Genomic DNA, 15,860 nt, shown 5'->3' with positions numbered 1-15,860 from the left:
TCGAAGCGGTCAGCTGAGACCGACTCAGATGTCGAGGAAGCGGACGTCCTTGGCATTGCGCTGGATGAACGAGCGCCGTGCCTCGACGTCCTCGCCCATCAGCACCGAGAACAGGTCGTCGGCCTGCGCCGCGTCGTCCAGGGTGACCTGGCCGAGCACGCGGTGGTCCACGTCCATCGTGGTGATGCGCAGCTCCTCGGCGTTCATCTCGCCGAGACCCTTGAAGCGCTGGATCGAGTCTTCCCTGATCCGCTTGCCGTTCTGCTTGCCGAGCTCGACGAGCGCGTCGCGCTCGCGGTCCGAGTACGCGTACTCGAAGTCGTCCCGACCCCACTTGATCTTGTAGAGCGGCGGGCGCGAGAGGTAGACGTGCCCGGCCTCGACCAGCGGCCGCATGAAGCGGAACAGGAAGGTCAGCAGCAGGGTGTTGATGTGCTGACCGTCGACGTCGGCGTCCGCCATCAGGATGATCTTGTGATAGCGGAGCTTCTCGATGTCGAAGTCCTCGTGGACTCCGGTGCCGAAGGCCGAGATCAGCGCCTGGACCTCGGTGTTCTGCAGGATCTTGTCGATCCGCGCCTTCTCGACGTTCAGGATCTTGCCTCGGATGGGCAGGATCGCCTGGTACATCGGGTTACGGCCGGACTTCGCCGAACCGCCGGCGGAGTCACCCTCGACGATGAAGATCTCGCACTTCGTCGGGTCGTTCGACTGGCAGTCGCTCAGCTTGCCCGGCAGCGACGCCGACTCCAGCAGGCCCTTGCGACGGGTCAGGTCACGGGCCTTGCGGGCCGCGACGCGCGCCGTCTGCGCCTGGATGGCCTTGCGGATGATGTCCGCGGCCTCGTTGGGGTTGCGGTCGAACCAGTCGGTGAGGTGCTCGTGCACGACCTTCTGGACGAAGGTCTTCGCCTCGGTGTTGCCCAGCTTGGTCTTGGTCTGACCCTCGAACTGCGGCTCACCCAGCTTGACGGAGATGATCGCCGTCAGGCCCTCGCGGATGTCCTCGCCCGCCAGGTTGTCGTCCTTCTCGCGCAGGAACTTCTTCTCGCGCGCGTACCGGTTGACCAGGCCCGTCATGGCCGCACGGAAGCCCTCTTCGTGCGTGCCGCCCTCATGCGTGTGGATGGTGTTCGCGAAGGAGTACACACCCTCGCTGTACTGCGAGTTCCACTGCATGGCGATCTCGGCCGAGAGCATGCGCTCCTTGTCCTCGGCCTCGATGTCGATGACGGTCGGGTGGATCAGCTCGCCCTTGCGGGAATTGAGGTACTTCACGAAGTCGACGATGCCGCCCTCGTAGTAGTACGTCACCGAGCGGACCTGGTCCTCGGCCGCCTCCTCGACGGTGTCGGCACCGACGGTGGCCTTGGCCGACTCACGCTCGTCCGTCAGCGTCAGGGTGAGGCCCTTGTTGAGGAAGGCCATCTCCTGGAAACGGCGCGAGAGCGTCTCGAAGGAGTACTCGGTCGTCTCGAAGATGTCCGCGTCTGCCCAGAACGTCACCGTGGTGCCGCTCTCGTCGGTGGCCTCGCTCTGGGCCAGCGGCGCGGTGGGCACACCGAGCTTGTAGTCCTGCGTCCAGCGGTAGCCGTCGCGCTTGACCTCGACCGCGACCTTCGACGACAGCGCGTTGACGACGGACACGCCGACGCCGTGCAGACCGCCGGAGACGGCGTAGCCGCCGCCGCCGAACTTGCCGCCGGCGTGCAGGACGGTCAGGACGACCTCGACGGCCGGCTTGCCCTCGGACGGGACGATGCCCACCGGGATACCGCGACCGTTGTCGATCACGCGTACGCCACCGTCGGCGAGGATCGTGACGTCGATGGTGTCCGCGTGCCCGGCCAGGGCCTCGTCGACGGAGTTGTCGACGACCTCGTACACAAGGTGATGAAGTCCACGCTCACCGGTCGATCCGATGTACATGCCGGGGCGCTTGCGGACCGCGTCCAGACCCTCGAGGACGGTGATCGCGCTGGCGTCGTACGAGGCTGTGACCTCGCCGTGCCCGCCGGCAGGAGTGGACGGAGTGTTCTCGTTGGGGTTGCCGGAATCGGCCACGAAGCGCCCTTTCTGGCACAGCACAAGCCGTTCTCCGGGCAGGCGGGAGCGGCTGCGTCGTTCGACATGTTCCGCGAGTGGGCGGGATTGTCCACCAGTCTACCGGTACCGCCGACCCGAATGGGGGTTTGCCGGTAGCTGAGTCCGCATGTGCCGCCCTGAACCCCAACGGTCCGACTCCCCATATCCGGGAAGGGGCTTCAAGAGGCTCACGCAGGCGTTGAGCGCTTCTGCCTGTCAACCACCCACTACCGTGAGGGACACCTCACACATCCCACCCGGTTTCCCCCGCCGCACGGGTGGCCGCGGCGGGGGAAACCGGGTGGGGGGCGCCGGGGGAGGCCGCGAGGCTGAGCCCCGGGGCCGGGATGCTCAACGCGCCCCGAAGACGAGGGCCCCTCGGCGCGGAGCTGCCGCGGCGGGAGCCTGCGAGTGGACCGCAGCACGAGCCGCGATGAAGCCCCGAACGCGAGCCGCCGTACGGGGATAGCAGGGGTGCGGCAGCTTCGCGCCGAACCGGCGGGCGCCGTCCGGCAGGGCACAGCCACCGTGCAGGGTCCCGGGGCGAACGCCCCCGGGCGCAGACCGGGCGCCCACCATCGCGCGGCGCAAAACTGCCGCGGCGACTCCGGCGCGGAGCCCCCGACATGGGAAGCGGCGGGCAAGGGGAGCACGGGGGGCAAGGGGAGAGCGACAAGCCCGCTGCCTACCAGGCCGCCTCAGCCATAGGTGTCCCCCGGACCCACACTCCCCGGTGCCCTCAGCTGCCCATACCTCCGCGGCGGCCCACCCGGCCCCAGCACCTTGATCAGCTTTACGGTCCCCTGCCCGAGGTCCTCGTTCAGCCGCGCCACCAGTCGCGGCGCCAGCAGCCGCAGCTGCGTCGCCCACGCCGTCGAGTCGCACTGCACCGTCAGGACGCACTCGTCCTCGTCGTACTTCTGCGGCACGCAGTGGTTCGCCAGATCGGCGCCCACGATCTGCGGCCAGCGCCCCATCACGCCACCGACCGCGGCCGGCGTCTCCCAGCCCCGCTCGGTGATCAGCCGGTTGATCGCCGCACCCAGCGGCAGCGGATCCCGCCCGTCCGCCCGCGCCCCGGACCGCAGCCCGCCACCCCGCCTGGCCTGCTTCTTCTGCTGCGCGGCCGCACCTCGCGCCTTCGCCTGCTCCTTCGCCGCGCGCAGCGCGACCCGCGCCAGATCGATCCCCGACGACTCGGGCGCCTTCGGCGACTGCTCCACGGGCTCGTCGCTCATACGCGCTCCACCGCCCCGTCCGCCACCGCGTACCGCGTCCCGGCCAGTACCCCGGGCACATCGTCGTCGACCGCCGCCGTCACCAGCACCTGCTCGCCCGGAGCCACCAGCTCCGCCAGCCGTTCCCGGCGCCGCGCATCCAGCTCCGCGAACACGTCGTCCAGGACCAGCACCGGCTCGTTGCCCTCGGCCCGCAGCAGGTCGTACGAGGCCAGCCGCAGCGCCAGCGCGTACGACCAGGACTCCCCATGGCTGGCGTACCCCTTCGCCGGCAGCTGGCCCAGCTTGAGCACCAGTTCGTCACGGTGCGGCCCGACCAGCGTCACGCCCCGCTCGATCTCCTGCTTGCGGACCTCCGCCAGCGCGGCAGTCAACTGCGCGCACAACTCCTCACGCCCGTGCACACCCGCCTCGCCACCGGCGGAGGAACGGTACTCCAGCGCAACCGGACCACCACCGGGAGCCAGCTGCTCGTACGCCTTGTCCGTCAACGGCTGCAGCGCCGCGATCAGATCCATCCGCTGCGCCAGCAGCTCCGCCCCGGCCCGCGCCAGATGCTGGTCCCACACATCCAGCGTGGACAGATCCATCCCGCGCCCGCCGTGCCGCCGCGCCATCGCCGCCGACTTCAGCAAGGTATTGCGCTGCTTGAGCACCCGCTCGTAGTCGGACCGCACCCCCGCCATCCGAGGCGACCGCGCCGTTATCAGCTCGTCCAGGAACCGCCGCCGCTCGCCGGGATCGCCCTTCACCAGCGCCAGATCCTCCGGGGCGAACAGCACCGTCCGTACGATCCCCAGCACGTCACGCGGTCTGACCTGCGAGGACCTATTGACACGGGCCCGATTGGCCTTCCCCGGGTTGAGCTCGAGCTCGATCAACTGGGAGCGCTCGCCCTGGGTGACGGCTGCCCGGATGACCGCCCGGTCGGCCCCCATCCGCACCAGCGGAGCGTCCGAGGAGACCCGATGGCTGGCCAGCGTCGCGAGATAGCCGACGGCTTCGACCAGATTGGTCTTGCCCTGCCCGTTCGCCCCCATGAACGCGGTCACGCCCGGGTCAAGAGGGACCTCGACCCGGGCGTACGAGCGGAAGTCGGCCAGCGACAAATGCGTAACGTGCATGGATGTACGCCGACCTCCCCCGGCTCAGGGACTACTTGTTCTCGACCGCGTGGCCGCCGAACTGGTTGCGCAGCGCCGCGATCATCTTCATCTGCGGGGAGTCGTCCTGGCGGGACGCGAACCGGGCGAACAGCGACGCGGTGATCGCGGGCAGCGGCACGGCGTTGTCGATGGCGGCTTCCACAGTCCAGCGGCCCTCGCCGGAGTCCTGTGCATAACCGCGCAGCTTGTCCAGGTGCTCGTCGTCGTCCAGGGCGTTGACCGCCAGGTCGAGCAGCCAGGAACGGATGACCGTGCCCTCCTGCCAGGAGCGGAAGACCTCGCGTACGTCGGTGACCGAGTTGACCTTCTCCAGGAGCTCCCAGCCCTCGGCATAGGCCTGCATCATGGCGTACTCGATGCCGTTGTGGACCATCTTGGCGAAGTGGCCGGCGCCGACCTTGCCCGCGTGGACCGAGCCGAACTCGCCCTCGGGCTTGAGCGCGTCGAAGATCGGCTGGACCTTGGCGACATTGGCGGCGGTGCCGCCGTACATCAGCGCGTAGCCGTTCTCCAGGCCCCAGACGCCGCCGGAAACACCGCAGTCGACAAAACCTATGTCCTTGATGCCGAGCTCGACCGCGTGCTTCTCGTCGTCGGTCCAGCGGGAGTTTCCGCCGTCCACCACCACATCGCCGGGCTCGAGCAGCTCGGCGAGCTCATCGACGGTGGCCTGAGTCGCGGCCCCGGCCGGGACCATCACCCATACGACCCGCGGGCCCTTCAGCTTGCCCACAAGCTCCTTGAGACTGTGGACATCGGCGAGGTCCGGATTGCGGTCGTATCCGACGACGGTGTGGCCTGCGCGGCGGATGCGCTCACGCATATTGCCGCCCATCTTGCCGAGACCGACGAGACCGAGCTCCATCAGAGATTCCTTTGGCGTTGTGTGCAGTTCTTACCCGCGTCCGAGCCTACGCCCGGACGCGGTTGCACACCTGTGGGGTCAGCCGCTCAGGCGTACCGGCATGATCAGGTACTTGTACGCCTCATCCGCCTCGGCATCCACAGCAGGCTTGCCGCTCAGCAGCGCCGGCTTGGTGGAGGTGGTGAAGGAGAGCTGGGCGACCGGCGAGTCGATGGCGCTCAACCCATCCAGCAGGAAGGTCGGGTTGAAGGCGATCGAGATGTCGTCGCCCTCCAGGTTCGCGTCGACGCGCTCCACAGCCTGTGCATCGTCACTGGAACCGGCTTCCAGGATCAGTACACCCTGCTCGAAGCTGAGCCGCACCGGGGTGTTCCGCTCGGCGACCAGCGCCACACGCTTGACGGCCTCGACGAACGGCGCGGTCTCGATGACAGCGATCGAGTTGAACTCGGTGGGGAACAGCGTCCGGTACTTCGGCAGGTCGCCCTCGAGCAGCCGGGTGGTCGTCCGCCGCCCAGCACCCTCGAAACCGATCAGCCCCTCGCCCGCACCCGAGCCGGAGAGCGCCAGCGTGACCGTGTCACCACTGGTCAGCGCCTTGGCGGTGTCCAGCAGCGTCTTGGCGGGCACCAGGGCGACCGCGGAGGTGTCCGGGTTCTCCGGCTTCCACAGGAACTCGCGGACCGCAAAGCGGTAGCGGTCAGTGGAGGCCAGCGTGACGGAGTCGCCCTCGATCTCGATGCGTACGCCGGTGAGGACAGGCAGCGTGTCATCGCGGCCGGCGGCGATGGCAACCTGCGCGGCGGCGGAGGCGAAGACCTCACCGGGAACGGTGCCGGTCGCGGTCGGCATCTGCGGCAGCGCCGGGTACTCCTCCACAGGCAGGGTGTGGAGTGTGAATCGCGAGGAGCCGCAGACGACGGTCGCCCGTACACCGTCTGTGGAGATCTCCACCGGGCGGTTGGGAAGTGCGCGGCAGATGTCGGCGAGCAGCCGGCCGGAGACCAGAACGGTGCCGTCCTCGTCCACCTCCGCCTCGACCGAGACGCGCGCCGAGACCTCGTAGTCGAAGCTCGAGAAGCTGAGGGCGCCGTTCTCCGCCTTCAGAAGAAGGCCCGCGAGTACGGGCGCCGGCGGACGGGCCGGGAGGCTGCGGGCCACCCAGGCCACCGCCTCCGCGAGTACATCGCGCTCCACCCGGATCTTCACCGGAACCGCCTCCTGCTGTTGCTGGCTCGCCCTGCTGGCCTTCGTCGTCGGCTGTATCGCCGGGGACCAGTCTGACGTACGGCACCGACAGTCGGTGCGGGTCGGGGTCAAGTCGCGGCAAGAGGTGTCAGGCACTCCGGGCTCGAGTTGTGCACAGGGCCTTCTTCGAAGCGAATTTCCCGGTAACTCTAAGTGGGAGTAGTAGTAGGGCCTGTGGAAACGGTGGATAACGTCATCTGTGCAGGTCAGACCCGTTTTTTTGTCCACCGGGCCTGTGGGTGGAGCCGGTGGACAACCCGGTGCTTCTGTGGACGCGCGAAAGTTCTGCACATCCGATGCACAGCCCGAGGGGACTTCTCCCCAGTGCTGTCCCCAGCTTTACCCACGTTCCCCACAGCCCAACCGACCTCGTTGGTGTGACGGCTTTCACTCGGCATGGTGAGACCGGGTGTTTCGTTGCCGAACAGTGGACAGGGGTGTGGAGAAGCTGTGGGCAACGTGGCGCTGCCTGTGGGCTGCCAGTGGACAACGTTGATCGCCCCCTGTGGACGGATTTTTTGTCCACAGCCTGTGGAGCAAGGTTGGCCACAAATCCACAAGCGCCTGACCTGGTGTGATGAGGTCTCAGCAATCGCCCCTGTGGACTCAATCTGGACAACTTCCCAGTCCCCAGGCTGTGGACGCAAGATCGCCCCCGCATCTGTGGAGAACAGCTCCCCGCCGATGCGTATTCGAACACCGGGGACACGCCGGGGACGCACCGGAGACGAGCTGAGGACGCGCTGAAGGGGTCCTGAGGAGGCGCGGCGGCCGGATCGAGGCCGTGCGAAACGAGGAAGGGCGCCCCAGGAGGCTGTCCCGGAGCGCCCTCGAAGGCCTCTTCGCCGGCCTTGGTGGCGGCCTGCTGCGGCGGCTGTGTCAGCCGTTCTTGATGCGGTTGGTGAGCTCGGTGACCTGGTTGTAGATCGAGCGCCGTTCGGCCATCAGCGCGCGGATCTTGCGGTCCGCGTGCATCACGGTCGTGTGATCCCGCCCGCCGAACTGCGCACCGATCTTCGGCAGTGACAGGTCCGTGAGCTCGCGGCACAGGTACATCGCGATCTGGCGTGCCGTCACCAGCACCCGGCTGCGCGAGGATCCGCAGAGATCCTCCACCGTCAGCCCGAAGTAGTCGGCCGTCGCCGCCATGATCGCGCTCGCGGTGATCTCGGGGGCAGCGTCCTCCCCCCCCGGGATCAGATCCTTCAGCACGATCTCTGTGAGCCCGAGGTCCACCGGCTGCCGGTTGAGCGACGCGAAGGCCGTCACCCTGATCAGTGCGCCCTCCAGCTCGCGGATGTTGCGCGAGATCCGGGAGGCGATGAACTCCAGCACCTCCGGCGGGGCGTTCAGCTGCTCCTGCACCGCCTTCTTGCGGAGGATCGCGATTCGCGTCTCCAGCTCCGGCGGCTGTACGTCGGTGGTCAGGCCCCACTCGAAACGGTTCCGCAGCCGGTCCTCCAGCGTCACCAGCTGCTTGGGCGGCCGGTCCGAGGACAGCACGATCTGCTTGTTGGCGTTGTGGAGCGTGTTGAAGGTGTGGAAGAACTCCTCCTGCGTCGACTCCTTGCTCGCCAGGAACTGGATGTCGTCGACCAGCAGGATGTCCACGTCGCGGTAGCGCTTGCGGAAGGTGTCGCCCTTGCCGTCGCGGATCGAGTTGATGAACTCGTTGGTGAACTCCTCGGAGCTCACGTACCGCACCCGCGTGCCCGGGTAGAGGCTGCGCGCATAGTGCCCGATGGCGTGCAGCAGGTGCGTCTTGCCGAGCCCCGACTCCCCGTAGATGAACAGGGGGTTGTACGCCTTCGCCGGGGCCTCGGCGACCGCGACGGCCGCGGCGTGCGCGAACCGGTTGGACGCGCCGATGACGAACGTGTCGAAGAGGTACTTCGGGTTGAGTCGGGCATGCGGCTCGCCCGGACCCGGCGCCGGCGCGGGCTGGGCCCCCAGTGGGCCGGGAGCCCTTCCGGGAGCACTGCGGTGCGGGGCCTGATGCTGGGGGAGATCGTGCCGCTGCTGTTCGTACTGCCGGCGCTCGGGCGGTTGCGGCTGCCGGTAGTCGTCCTGGGGCTGGCGCGGCCGGGCGGTGGCGTACGGATCGCGGTCCTGGAAGCCCCCGAGCCGCGGCTGCTGCCAGGACAGGTCCTCCTGCGTACGCGGCCAGGCTCCGGGCTCCGGGCGCTGCTGCTGATGCTGCTGGTACTCGGGGTAGGCGGGGCGGACGTTCGGCAGTCCGTCGTCGTCGGCGGGCCGGTGCCCGTAGCCCTCGTAGTGGTCGCTCTGCCGAGGATCACGAGGGTCACGAGGATCGTCGTGGTGCGGGTCCTGGTAGCGGGGCGCCTGCTGTTGCTGTGCGGGGGGCCCGTGCTGAGCGGGAGGCTCGCCCACAGAGTCGTCGACGGTGATCGCGATCCGGATCGGGCGGCCGCACTCGCGGCTCAGGGTCTCGCTGATCAGCGGCGCCAGCCGGCCCTCGAGGACCCGCTTGCCCCATTCGTTGGGGACGGCGAGGAGCGCGGTGTCGGCCACCAGCGCGAGTGGCTGGCAGCGCTCGATCCACTGCTTGTCCTTGGGCTCGATGCCCTGCTGGCCCTCCGCGAGGAGTTGCTCCAGCACGCGTGGCCACACTGCGGCAAGATCGGCAGGTACGTCAGCCACAAGGCACGCTCTCTCACAGGTCCCGTCCCACGAATGTGTGGTTCTCGGGAAGGGATGGGAAGACAGGCAGGAAAAGAATTTGGAGTTCAGCCACGGTAGTCAGGCCGACCCGCGCGGTTCAAGTTGTTGTCCACAGGCTGTGCACAGTGGGCCCCGCTATCGGCCTGGTTTGACCGGATGGCGTAGCCGCGCGTACCGTGACCAGGTCGAGTTGTCGATGGCTGCTGCCGCCTGCCTCCGATGGGCAAAGATCACGGTCTGTGATCGTGGAGCGGTGCACTCGGGCGTAAACGCGAGCTACTCGTGGGCGCACGGTGACAGCCAGGCGATGTCCCGCCATCTACGAATCATTTCTGGAGCCCCCGAGTGAGCAAGCGCACCTTCCAGCCGAACAATCGTCGTCGTGCCAAGACCCACGGCTTCCGTCTGCGCATGCGCACCCGCGCCGGCCGTGCGATCCTCGCGGCTCGCCGCGGCAAGGGCCGCAGCAGCCTGTCCGCCTGATCGCGGACAGGTCATGACGTGCTGCCTACCGAGAATCGGCTGAGGCGGCGCGAGGACTTCGCGACCGCGGTACGCCGAGGACGTCGGGCCGGACGCCCGCTCCTCGTCGTCCATCTACGCAGCGGTGCAACGGACCCGCACGCGCCTGGGGAGAGCGCTCCCCCGACGTGTGCGGGTTTCGTCGTGAGCAAGGCCGTGGGCGGGGCGGTCGTGCGTAACAAGGTCAAGCGGAGACTCCGTCACCTCATACGCGATCGGCTCGCCGCGCTGCCCCCCGGTAGCCTGGTGGTCGTACGGGCGCTGCCCGGTGCGGGCGACGCCGACCATGCACAGCTGGCCCGAGACCTGGATGCCGCTCTTCAGCGGTTGCTGGGAGGGGGCGCGCGATGAAGTACCCGCTGCTGGCTCTGATCAAGCTCTACCAGTGGACGATCAGCCCGCTGCTGGGGCCGGTCTGCAGGTACTACCCGTCGTGTTCCCACTACGGATTTACGGCCATCGACCGGCATGGCGCGGTGAAGGGCACAGCTCTGACCGCCTGGCGCATCCTGCGGTGCAACCCGTGGTCGCCGGGTGGCGTGGACCATGTGCCTCCGCGCAAGCGACCGCGATGGCACGAAATGCTGCGCGATGCCTTGCGCGGCAGCAAGGGCGGGCACTCCGCCGCTGATGTGCCTCCCAGGGGGGCGGCCTCCGAACCCCCGAGCCCGGCCGCAGAGACCTCGCCCAATGCTCAAGGAGCCTGATTAGTGGACACGATTGCCAGTCTCTTCAGCTTTATCACCACACCTGTTTCGTGGGTCATCGTCCAGTTCCACACGCTCTACGGCGCCGTCTTCGGCCCCGACACGGGCTGGGCCTGGGGACTGTCCATCGTGTCGCTGGTGATCCTCATCCGGATCTGTCTGATTCCGCTCTTTGTGAAGCAGATCAAGTCGACCCGGAACATGCAGGCGCTCCAGCCGAAGATGAAGGCGATCCAGGAGCGCTACAAGAACGACAAGCAGCGTCAGTCCGAAGAGATGATGAAGCTGTACAAGGAGACGGGCACCAACCCGCTCTCCTCGTGCCTTCCCATCCTGGCCCAGTCGCCGTTCTTCTTCGCCCTGTACCACGTGCTCTCCAGCATCGCGAGCAACAAGCAGGTCGGTGTCATCGACCAGTCGCTGCTCGACAGCGCGCGGCAGGCGCACATCTTCGGTGCTCCGCTTGCATCGAAGTTCACGGACAGCGCGGCGCAGGTCGCTGCTCTCGACGCCTCGCTGACCGATGTGCGTATCGTCACCGCGATCATGATCATCATGATGTCGGCGTCGCAGTTCTACACGCAGCGCCAGCTGATGCAGAAGAACGTCGACCTGACGGTGAAGACGCCGTACATGCAGCAGCAGAAGATGCTGATGTACATCTTCCCGGTCATCTTCGCCGTGATGGGTGTCAACTTCCCCGTCGGTGTCCTCGTCTACTGGCTGACCACCAACGTGTGGACCATGGGTCAGCAGATGTACGTGATCAGCCAGAACCCGACCCCGGGCAGCAAGGCCCAGGACCACTACCTTCAGCGGCTGCTGAAGGGCGTCACCGCCCACGGTGAGGTGCGTTCGCGCCGTAAGCGCAATGTCGTCCAGGCGATCGTCGCCAAGGGCACGGACCGCAACGAGAACGAGCGCAGGTTCATCACCGGTCTGTCCAAGGCGGGCTTCGCAGCCCAGGCGGACGGCACGGTGGCCAAGAGCGAGACCGCTGTTCCCGACGCCGAGGGCGGCGCCGCGCAGAAGCGGCAGCAGCCCAAGCGTTCGACCAAGGCGAAGCGTCAGTCCGGCAGTGCCCAGCAGGGCGCGGCCAAGAGCGGCGAGGACACCGACTCCGTGTCGAAGCTCTCGCTGCAGAAGGACGAGCCACAGGACGCCAAGCAGCAGCCGGGAGGCAAGCCTGCCCCTGGTTCTGCCCGCCAGCCCAAATCCGGACAGGGCAAGGGCCAGCAGCGGCCCAAGCACCCGTCGTCCAAGAAGTAAGAAGGAGTCCATCCGTGACGGAAGGCACCATCTCCGCCGCCGCCGAGGGTGGCGACACCCTGACCCGCCTCGAGCAGGAAGGGGAGATCGCGGCTGATTACCTCGAGGGTCTGCTCGACATCGCCGATCTCGACGGTGACATCGACATGGACGTCGAGGCCGACCGGGCCGCGGTCTCGATCATCAGCGACGGGGGCAGCCGGGATCTGCAGAAGCTCGTGGGCCGTGACGGCGAGGTCCTGGAGGCTCTCCAGGAGCTGACCCGGCTCGCTGTGCACCGAGAGACCGGGGACCGCAGCCGGCTGATGCTGGACATCGCGGGCTTCCGGGCCAAGAAGCGCACGGAGCTCGCCGAGCTCGGTGCCAAGGCCGCCGACGAGGTGAAGAGCACCGGTGCGCCGGTGAAGCTGGACCCCATGACGCCCTTCGAGCGCAAGGTCGTGCACGACGCGGTCGCGGCCGCGGGTCTGCGCAGTGAGTCCGAGGGCGAGGAGCCGCAGCGCTTCGTCGTCGTACTCCCGGCCTGACCTCGATCGTTCCCTCGGCCCCGTCTGTTCGCAGGCGGGGCCGATCTTTGTCAGCCTGATAGTCAGCCATCACAGTCCACATTGCGGCAGTGCGGTACGGAAGGACGGTTCCCGTGACGGAGGCAGCAGAGCTTCCCCATGCGCCCCAAGAAGCGCGGACGGTATTCGGAGAGTTCTTTCCGGAGGCCGTGCGGTATGCGGAGCTGCTCGCGGACGCGGGAGTCAAGCGTGGCCTGATCGGCCCCCGTGAGGTGCCGCGGCTGTGGGAGCGGCACCTGTTGAACTGTGCGGTGCTCTCCGAGGTCGTGCCCGAAGGTGTCACTGTCTGCGATGTCGGCTCCGGGGCCGGCCTGCCGGGCATTCCGCTGGCGCTGGTACGCCCGGATCTGAAGATCACGCTCCTTGAGCCGCTGTTGCGCCGGACGAACTTTCTCCAGGAAGTCGTGGAACTGCTGGGTCTGGACCATGTGACCGTGGTCCGCGGCAGAGCCGAGGAGGTACTCGGCACTCTGCCGCCAGTGCATGTGGTGACGGCGCGTGCCGTGGCGCCGCTGGACCGGCTGGCGGGCTGGGGAGTGCCCCTGCTGCGTCCGTACGGAGAGATGCTGGCGCTCAAGGGCGATACCGCCGAGGAGGAGATCCAGGGCGCTCGGGCCGCACTGAGCAAGCTCGGTGTGGTGCAGGCATCGGTTCTGCATGTGGGCGAGGGGATCGTCGATCCGCTGTCCACTGTGGTGCGGGTGGAGGTCGGGGAGAGCCCTGGCGGAGTGCGCTTTGCCGCGAAGCGGGCGAAGGCAGCCCGGACGAGCCGTACCCGTCGGCGTCGCTGATCGGTACGGCCTGGCCGTCTGCCTGCTCTTTCCGGCGACCTTCGGATAACGATCCGTACAGTCCTACTGCCTATCAGCGATGCTCCATACAAGCTGCCATACCTACGCATTTCGGAGTGTCGAGCCGGTGTGGCAGTGCGGCCCGTGCATCGTGTTTCACGTGAAACGTCGCTCACTGCTGCAGGGAATCATCAGCCGCGGCCGTGCTGCCGCCCCGTCGAAGGGCCGCAAGCCCCTCGTGCGGGCTACGGAATTGTCCACAGAGGTGGATTCCTCCACAGAAGAACGGGCCTCGCTGGTTCACGACCCCGAAAGCATGGCAGGCTCTGTGCATTGCGAGCCTGAAGTCGAGGAGAGTGAATCCTTGCGGTCCGACGCCAACATCGCGGGACCGATGACCGATCCGGTCCCCGGTCCCCGTACCGAGTCGGCGGGGGAGGATGTTTCACGTGAAACACCGCCCCCGATGGACGACACCCCCATTGGCCGTGCTGCCCAGCTGGCTGTGGAGGCGCTGGGGCGTGCCGGCGAGGGTCTGCCCCGACCTGAGCAGACACGCGTCATGGTCGTCGCCAATCAGAAGGGCGGCGTAGGAAAGACCACCACCACGGTCAACCTCGCCGCCTCGCTCGCGCTGCACGGCGCGCGCGTTCTGGTCGTCGATCTGGATCCACAGGGCAACGCCTCCACGGCGCTGGGGATCGATCACCACGCCGAAGTCCCCTCGATCTATGACGTCCTGGTGGAGAGCAGGCCGCTCTCCGAAGTGGTCCAGCCAGTCCCGGACGTCGAAGGTCTCTTCTGCGCCCCCGCCACCATCGATCTCGCCGGTGCGGAGATCGAGCTGGTGTCGCTGGTGGCGCGGGAGAGCCGACTACAGCGGGCGATCCAGGCGTATGAGCAGCCGCTGGACTACATCCTCATCGACTGTCCGCCGTCGCTCGGCCTGCTGACCGTCAATGCGCTGGTCGCCGGCGCAGAGGTGCTCATCCCCATCCAGTGCGAGTACTACGCGCTGGAGGGGCTGGGACAGCTGCTGCGGAATGTGGATCTGGTCCGTGGGCATCTCAACCCCACGCTGCATGTGTCGACGATCCTGCTCACCATGTACGACGGCAGGACACGGCTCGCCTCGCAGGTCGCCGACGAGGTGCGCAGCCACTTCGGCGAGGAAGTACTGCGGACGAGCATCCCGCGCTCGGTGCGTATTTCGGAGGCCCCGAGCTACGGACAGACGGTGCTGACCTATGACCCGGGTTCCAGCGGGTCCCTGTCGTATCTCGAGGCGGCCCGTGAGATCGCGCTGCGGGGGGTCGGGCTTCACTACGACCCGCAGCATGCCCATGTGGGCAGCCAGAACAGCAAGCAGAACATGTCGGAGGGGATCCAGTGAGTGAGCGACGTAGAGGATTGGGGCGTGGGCTCGGTGCGCTGATTCCCGCCGCTCCGCAGGAGAAGCAGGTGCCCCAGACCGGGGCTTCAACTTCTCCGGGAGCGGCTCCGGTGCTGACCGCGGAACGCGGTGTGGCTGCAGCCAAGGTGACGACGCTGCCCGCCGCTTCCGCTCCGCCGGAGGCGAGCATGGCTGCGCCGGAGCCCGAGGCGGCATCGCAGCCTGCCGAGCCGGCCGGAGCACACTTCGCCGAGCTGCCGATCGGCGCCATCACGCCCAACCCGCGCCAGCCGCGTGAGGTGTTCGATGAGGACGCCCTCGCGGAGCTGGTCACTTCCATCAACGAAGTGGGGCTCCTGCAGCCCGTTGTCGTACGGCAGCTGGGGCCGGAGCGATATGAGCTCATCATGGGTGAGCGCCGCTGGCGGGCCTGCCGTGAGGCGGGCCTGGAGCGGATTCCCGCGATCGTCCGGGACACGGATGACGAGAAGCTCCTTCTGGACGCGCTGCTCGAGAACCTGCACCGCGCTCAGCTGAACCCGCTGGAGGAGGCCGCGGCCTACGACCAGTTGCTGAAGGACTTCAACTGCACACACGACCAGCTGGCCGACCGGATCGGACGCTCCCGTCCGCAGGTGTCCAACACGCTGCGACTGCTGCGCCTTTCGCCTTCCGTTCAGCGCCGGGTAGCTGCCGGGGTACTGTCCGCCGGCCATGCTCGGGCGCTGCTCTCGGTGGAGGACTCCGAGGAGCAGGACCGGCTTGCGCACAGGATTGTGGCCGAGGGGCTCTCGGTGCGAGCGGTCGAAGAGATCGTGACCCTGATCAACTCCAGTCCCAAGAGCACGTCCAAGACCAAGAGTCCGCGTGCCGGTGCCCGGCTGTCGCCGGCATTGACCGACCTCGCCTCACGGCTCTCGGACCGGTTCGAGACACGGGTGAAGGTCGACCTCGGACAGAAGAAGGGAAAGATCGTCGTCGAGTTCGCCTCGATAGACGATCTGGAGCGCATCCTCGGCACCCTCGCCCCGGGAGAGGGACGGGTCCTGGAGAAGGGGCTCGGCGAGGAGCCCGCGGAGGACGAGGAGGGCTGAGGCCTTCCGAATGGCTGTCGGCGAGGGCGGGCTGTGTCCGGTTGTTCACGGAACACATCCCGCCCTTTGCCGTCGGAGAGTACCCGTGCCAGGGCTGGGTGGATACGATGCGTTCTGGTACGGCGCATCCACCTTGATCCACCTCAGAGGGAGAGCGAGGGCCATGCGATCGGTGAGCCGCAGCCAGTTGGTGACAGCAGGCTTGGGCCTTGGCGCAGTCGGCGGGTTCGTCAG

The 15,860-nt window shown here is 67.6% G+C and carries 14 protein-coding genes; 8 read left to right on the top strand and 6 right to left on the bottom strand.

Annotation, left to right across the window (positions count from 1 at the left end; translation table 11 throughout):
* Nucleotides 1-24 precede the first annotated feature (24 nt).
* From gyrB to dnaA, 6 genes are all read right to left on the bottom strand, one after another.
* The gene (gene gyrB, locus OG883_RS31855; protein WP_266548068.1) at nucleotides 25-2,088 is read right to left on the bottom strand and encodes a DNA topoisomerase (ATP-hydrolyzing) subunit B; all 2,064 of its coding nucleotides are present in this window, start codon (nucleotides 2,086-2,088) and stop codon (nucleotides 25-27) included.
* A 695-nt stretch (nucleotides 2,089-2,783) separates the two neighbouring features.
* Complete coding sequence (locus tag OG883_RS31850) at nucleotides 2,784-3,323, bottom strand: DUF721 domain-containing protein (protein WP_266548065.1); 540 nt, start codon at nucleotides 3,321-3,323, stop codon at nucleotides 2,784-2,786.
* Nucleotides 3,320-4,447: a DNA replication/repair protein RecF gene (recF, locus tag OG883_RS31845; protein ID WP_266548063.1), complete on the bottom strand. Its 1,128-nt coding sequence runs from the start codon at nucleotides 4,445-4,447 to the stop codon at nucleotides 3,320-3,322. Before recF ends, OG883_RS31850 begins: the two co-directional genes overlap by 4 nt.
* Before the next feature lie 31 nt (nucleotides 4,448-4,478).
* Nucleotides 4,479-5,354 (bottom strand): phosphogluconate dehydrogenase (NAD(+)-dependent, decarboxylating), encoded by an 876-nt coding sequence (gnd, locus tag OG883_RS31840; protein ID WP_266548060.1) that lies wholly within the window; start codon nucleotides 5,352-5,354, stop codon nucleotides 4,479-4,481.
* 78 nt (nucleotides 5,355-5,432) lie between these two features.
* Entirely contained in the window at nucleotides 5,433-6,563 is a 1,131-nt protein-coding gene (gene dnaN, locus OG883_RS31835; RefSeq protein WP_266548057.1) for a DNA polymerase III subunit beta, read from the bottom strand.
* Between the two features lie 918 nt (nucleotides 6,564-7,481).
* Complete coding sequence (dnaA, locus tag OG883_RS31830; protein ID WP_323181019.1) at nucleotides 7,482-9,263, bottom strand: chromosomal replication initiator protein DnaA; 1,782 nt, start codon at nucleotides 9,261-9,263, stop codon at nucleotides 7,482-7,484.
* Nucleotides 9,264-9,629: 366 nt separating this feature from the next.
* Here dnaA and rpmH point away from each other — a divergent pair, with 366 nt between their 5' ends.
* From rpmH to OG883_RS31790, 8 genes are all read left to right on the top strand, one after another.
* Nucleotides 9,630-9,767 (top strand): 50S ribosomal protein L34, encoded by a 138-nt coding sequence (gene rpmH, locus OG883_RS31825; protein ID WP_030305394.1) that lies wholly within the window; start codon nucleotides 9,630-9,632, stop codon nucleotides 9,765-9,767.
* Between the two features lie 18 nt (nucleotides 9,768-9,785).
* Complete coding sequence (gene rnpA / locus OG883_RS31820) at nucleotides 9,786-10,157, top strand: ribonuclease P protein component (protein ID WP_266548052.1); 372 nt, start codon at nucleotides 9,786-9,788, stop codon at nucleotides 10,155-10,157.
* Nucleotides 10,154-10,513, top strand: a complete 360-nt coding sequence (gene yidD / locus OG883_RS31815) for a membrane protein insertion efficiency factor YidD (protein ID WP_266548049.1) — start codon at nucleotides 10,154-10,156, stop codon at nucleotides 10,511-10,513. Before rnpA ends, yidD begins: the two co-directional genes overlap by 4 nt.
* Before the next feature lie 3 nt (nucleotides 10,514-10,516).
* The gene (yidC, locus tag OG883_RS31810; RefSeq protein WP_266548046.1) at nucleotides 10,517-11,782 is read left to right on the top strand and encodes a membrane protein insertase YidC; all 1,266 of its coding nucleotides are present in this window, start codon (nucleotides 10,517-10,519) and stop codon (nucleotides 11,780-11,782) included.
* Between the two features lie 14 nt (nucleotides 11,783-11,796).
* Nucleotides 11,797-12,309, top strand: a complete 513-nt coding sequence (locus OG883_RS31805; RefSeq protein ID WP_266548044.1) for a R3H domain-containing nucleic acid-binding protein — start codon at nucleotides 11,797-11,799, stop codon at nucleotides 12,307-12,309.
* Between the two features lie 113 nt (nucleotides 12,310-12,422).
* Nucleotides 12,423-13,139: a 16S rRNA (guanine(527)-N(7))-methyltransferase RsmG gene (rsmG, locus tag OG883_RS31800; RefSeq protein ID WP_266548042.1), complete on the top strand. Its 717-nt coding sequence runs from the start codon at nucleotides 12,423-12,425 to the stop codon at nucleotides 13,137-13,139.
* A 316-nt stretch (nucleotides 13,140-13,455) separates the two neighbouring features.
* On the top strand, nucleotides 13,456-14,532 hold the full coding sequence (locus tag OG883_RS31795; protein WP_323181018.1) for a ParA family protein: 1,077 nt from the start codon (nucleotides 13,456-13,458) through the stop codon (nucleotides 14,530-14,532).
* Nucleotides 14,529-15,626, top strand: a complete 1,098-nt coding sequence (locus tag OG883_RS31790; protein WP_266548039.1) for a ParB/RepB/Spo0J family partition protein — start codon at nucleotides 14,529-14,531, stop codon at nucleotides 15,624-15,626. Before OG883_RS31795 ends, OG883_RS31790 begins: the two co-directional genes overlap by 4 nt.
* Nucleotides 15,627-15,860 lie beyond the last annotated feature (234 nt).

It is taken from the genome of Streptomyces sp. NBC_01142 (assembly GCF_026341125.1).
GTDB lineage: Bacteria > Actinomycetota > Actinomycetes > Streptomycetales > Streptomycetaceae > Streptomyces.
This window is presented reverse-complemented; position numbering and strand designations above follow the sequence as displayed.

What these genes read in the sequence shown, in the direction of transcription:
- recF (WP_266548063.1), bottom strand. Translation starts at nt 4,447, where the DNA reads ATGCACGTTACGCATTTGTCGCTGGCCGACTTCCGCTCGTACGCCCGG.
- yidD (WP_266548049.1), top strand. Translation starts at nt 10,154, where the DNA reads ATGAAGTACCCGCTGCTGGCTCTGATCAAGCTCTACCAGTGGACGATC.
- OG883_RS31850 (WP_266548065.1), bottom strand. Translation starts at nt 3,323, where the DNA reads ATGAGCGACGAGCCCGTGGAGCAGTCGCCGAAGGCGCCCGAGTCGTCG.
- gnd (WP_266548060.1), bottom strand. Translation starts at nt 5,354, where the DNA reads ATGGAGCTCGGTCTCGTCGGTCTCGGCAAGATGGGCGGCAATATGCGT.
- OG883_RS31795 (WP_323181018.1), top strand. Translation starts at nt 13,456, where the DNA reads ATGGCAGGCTCTGTGCATTGCGAGCCTGAAGTCGAGGAGAGTGAATCC.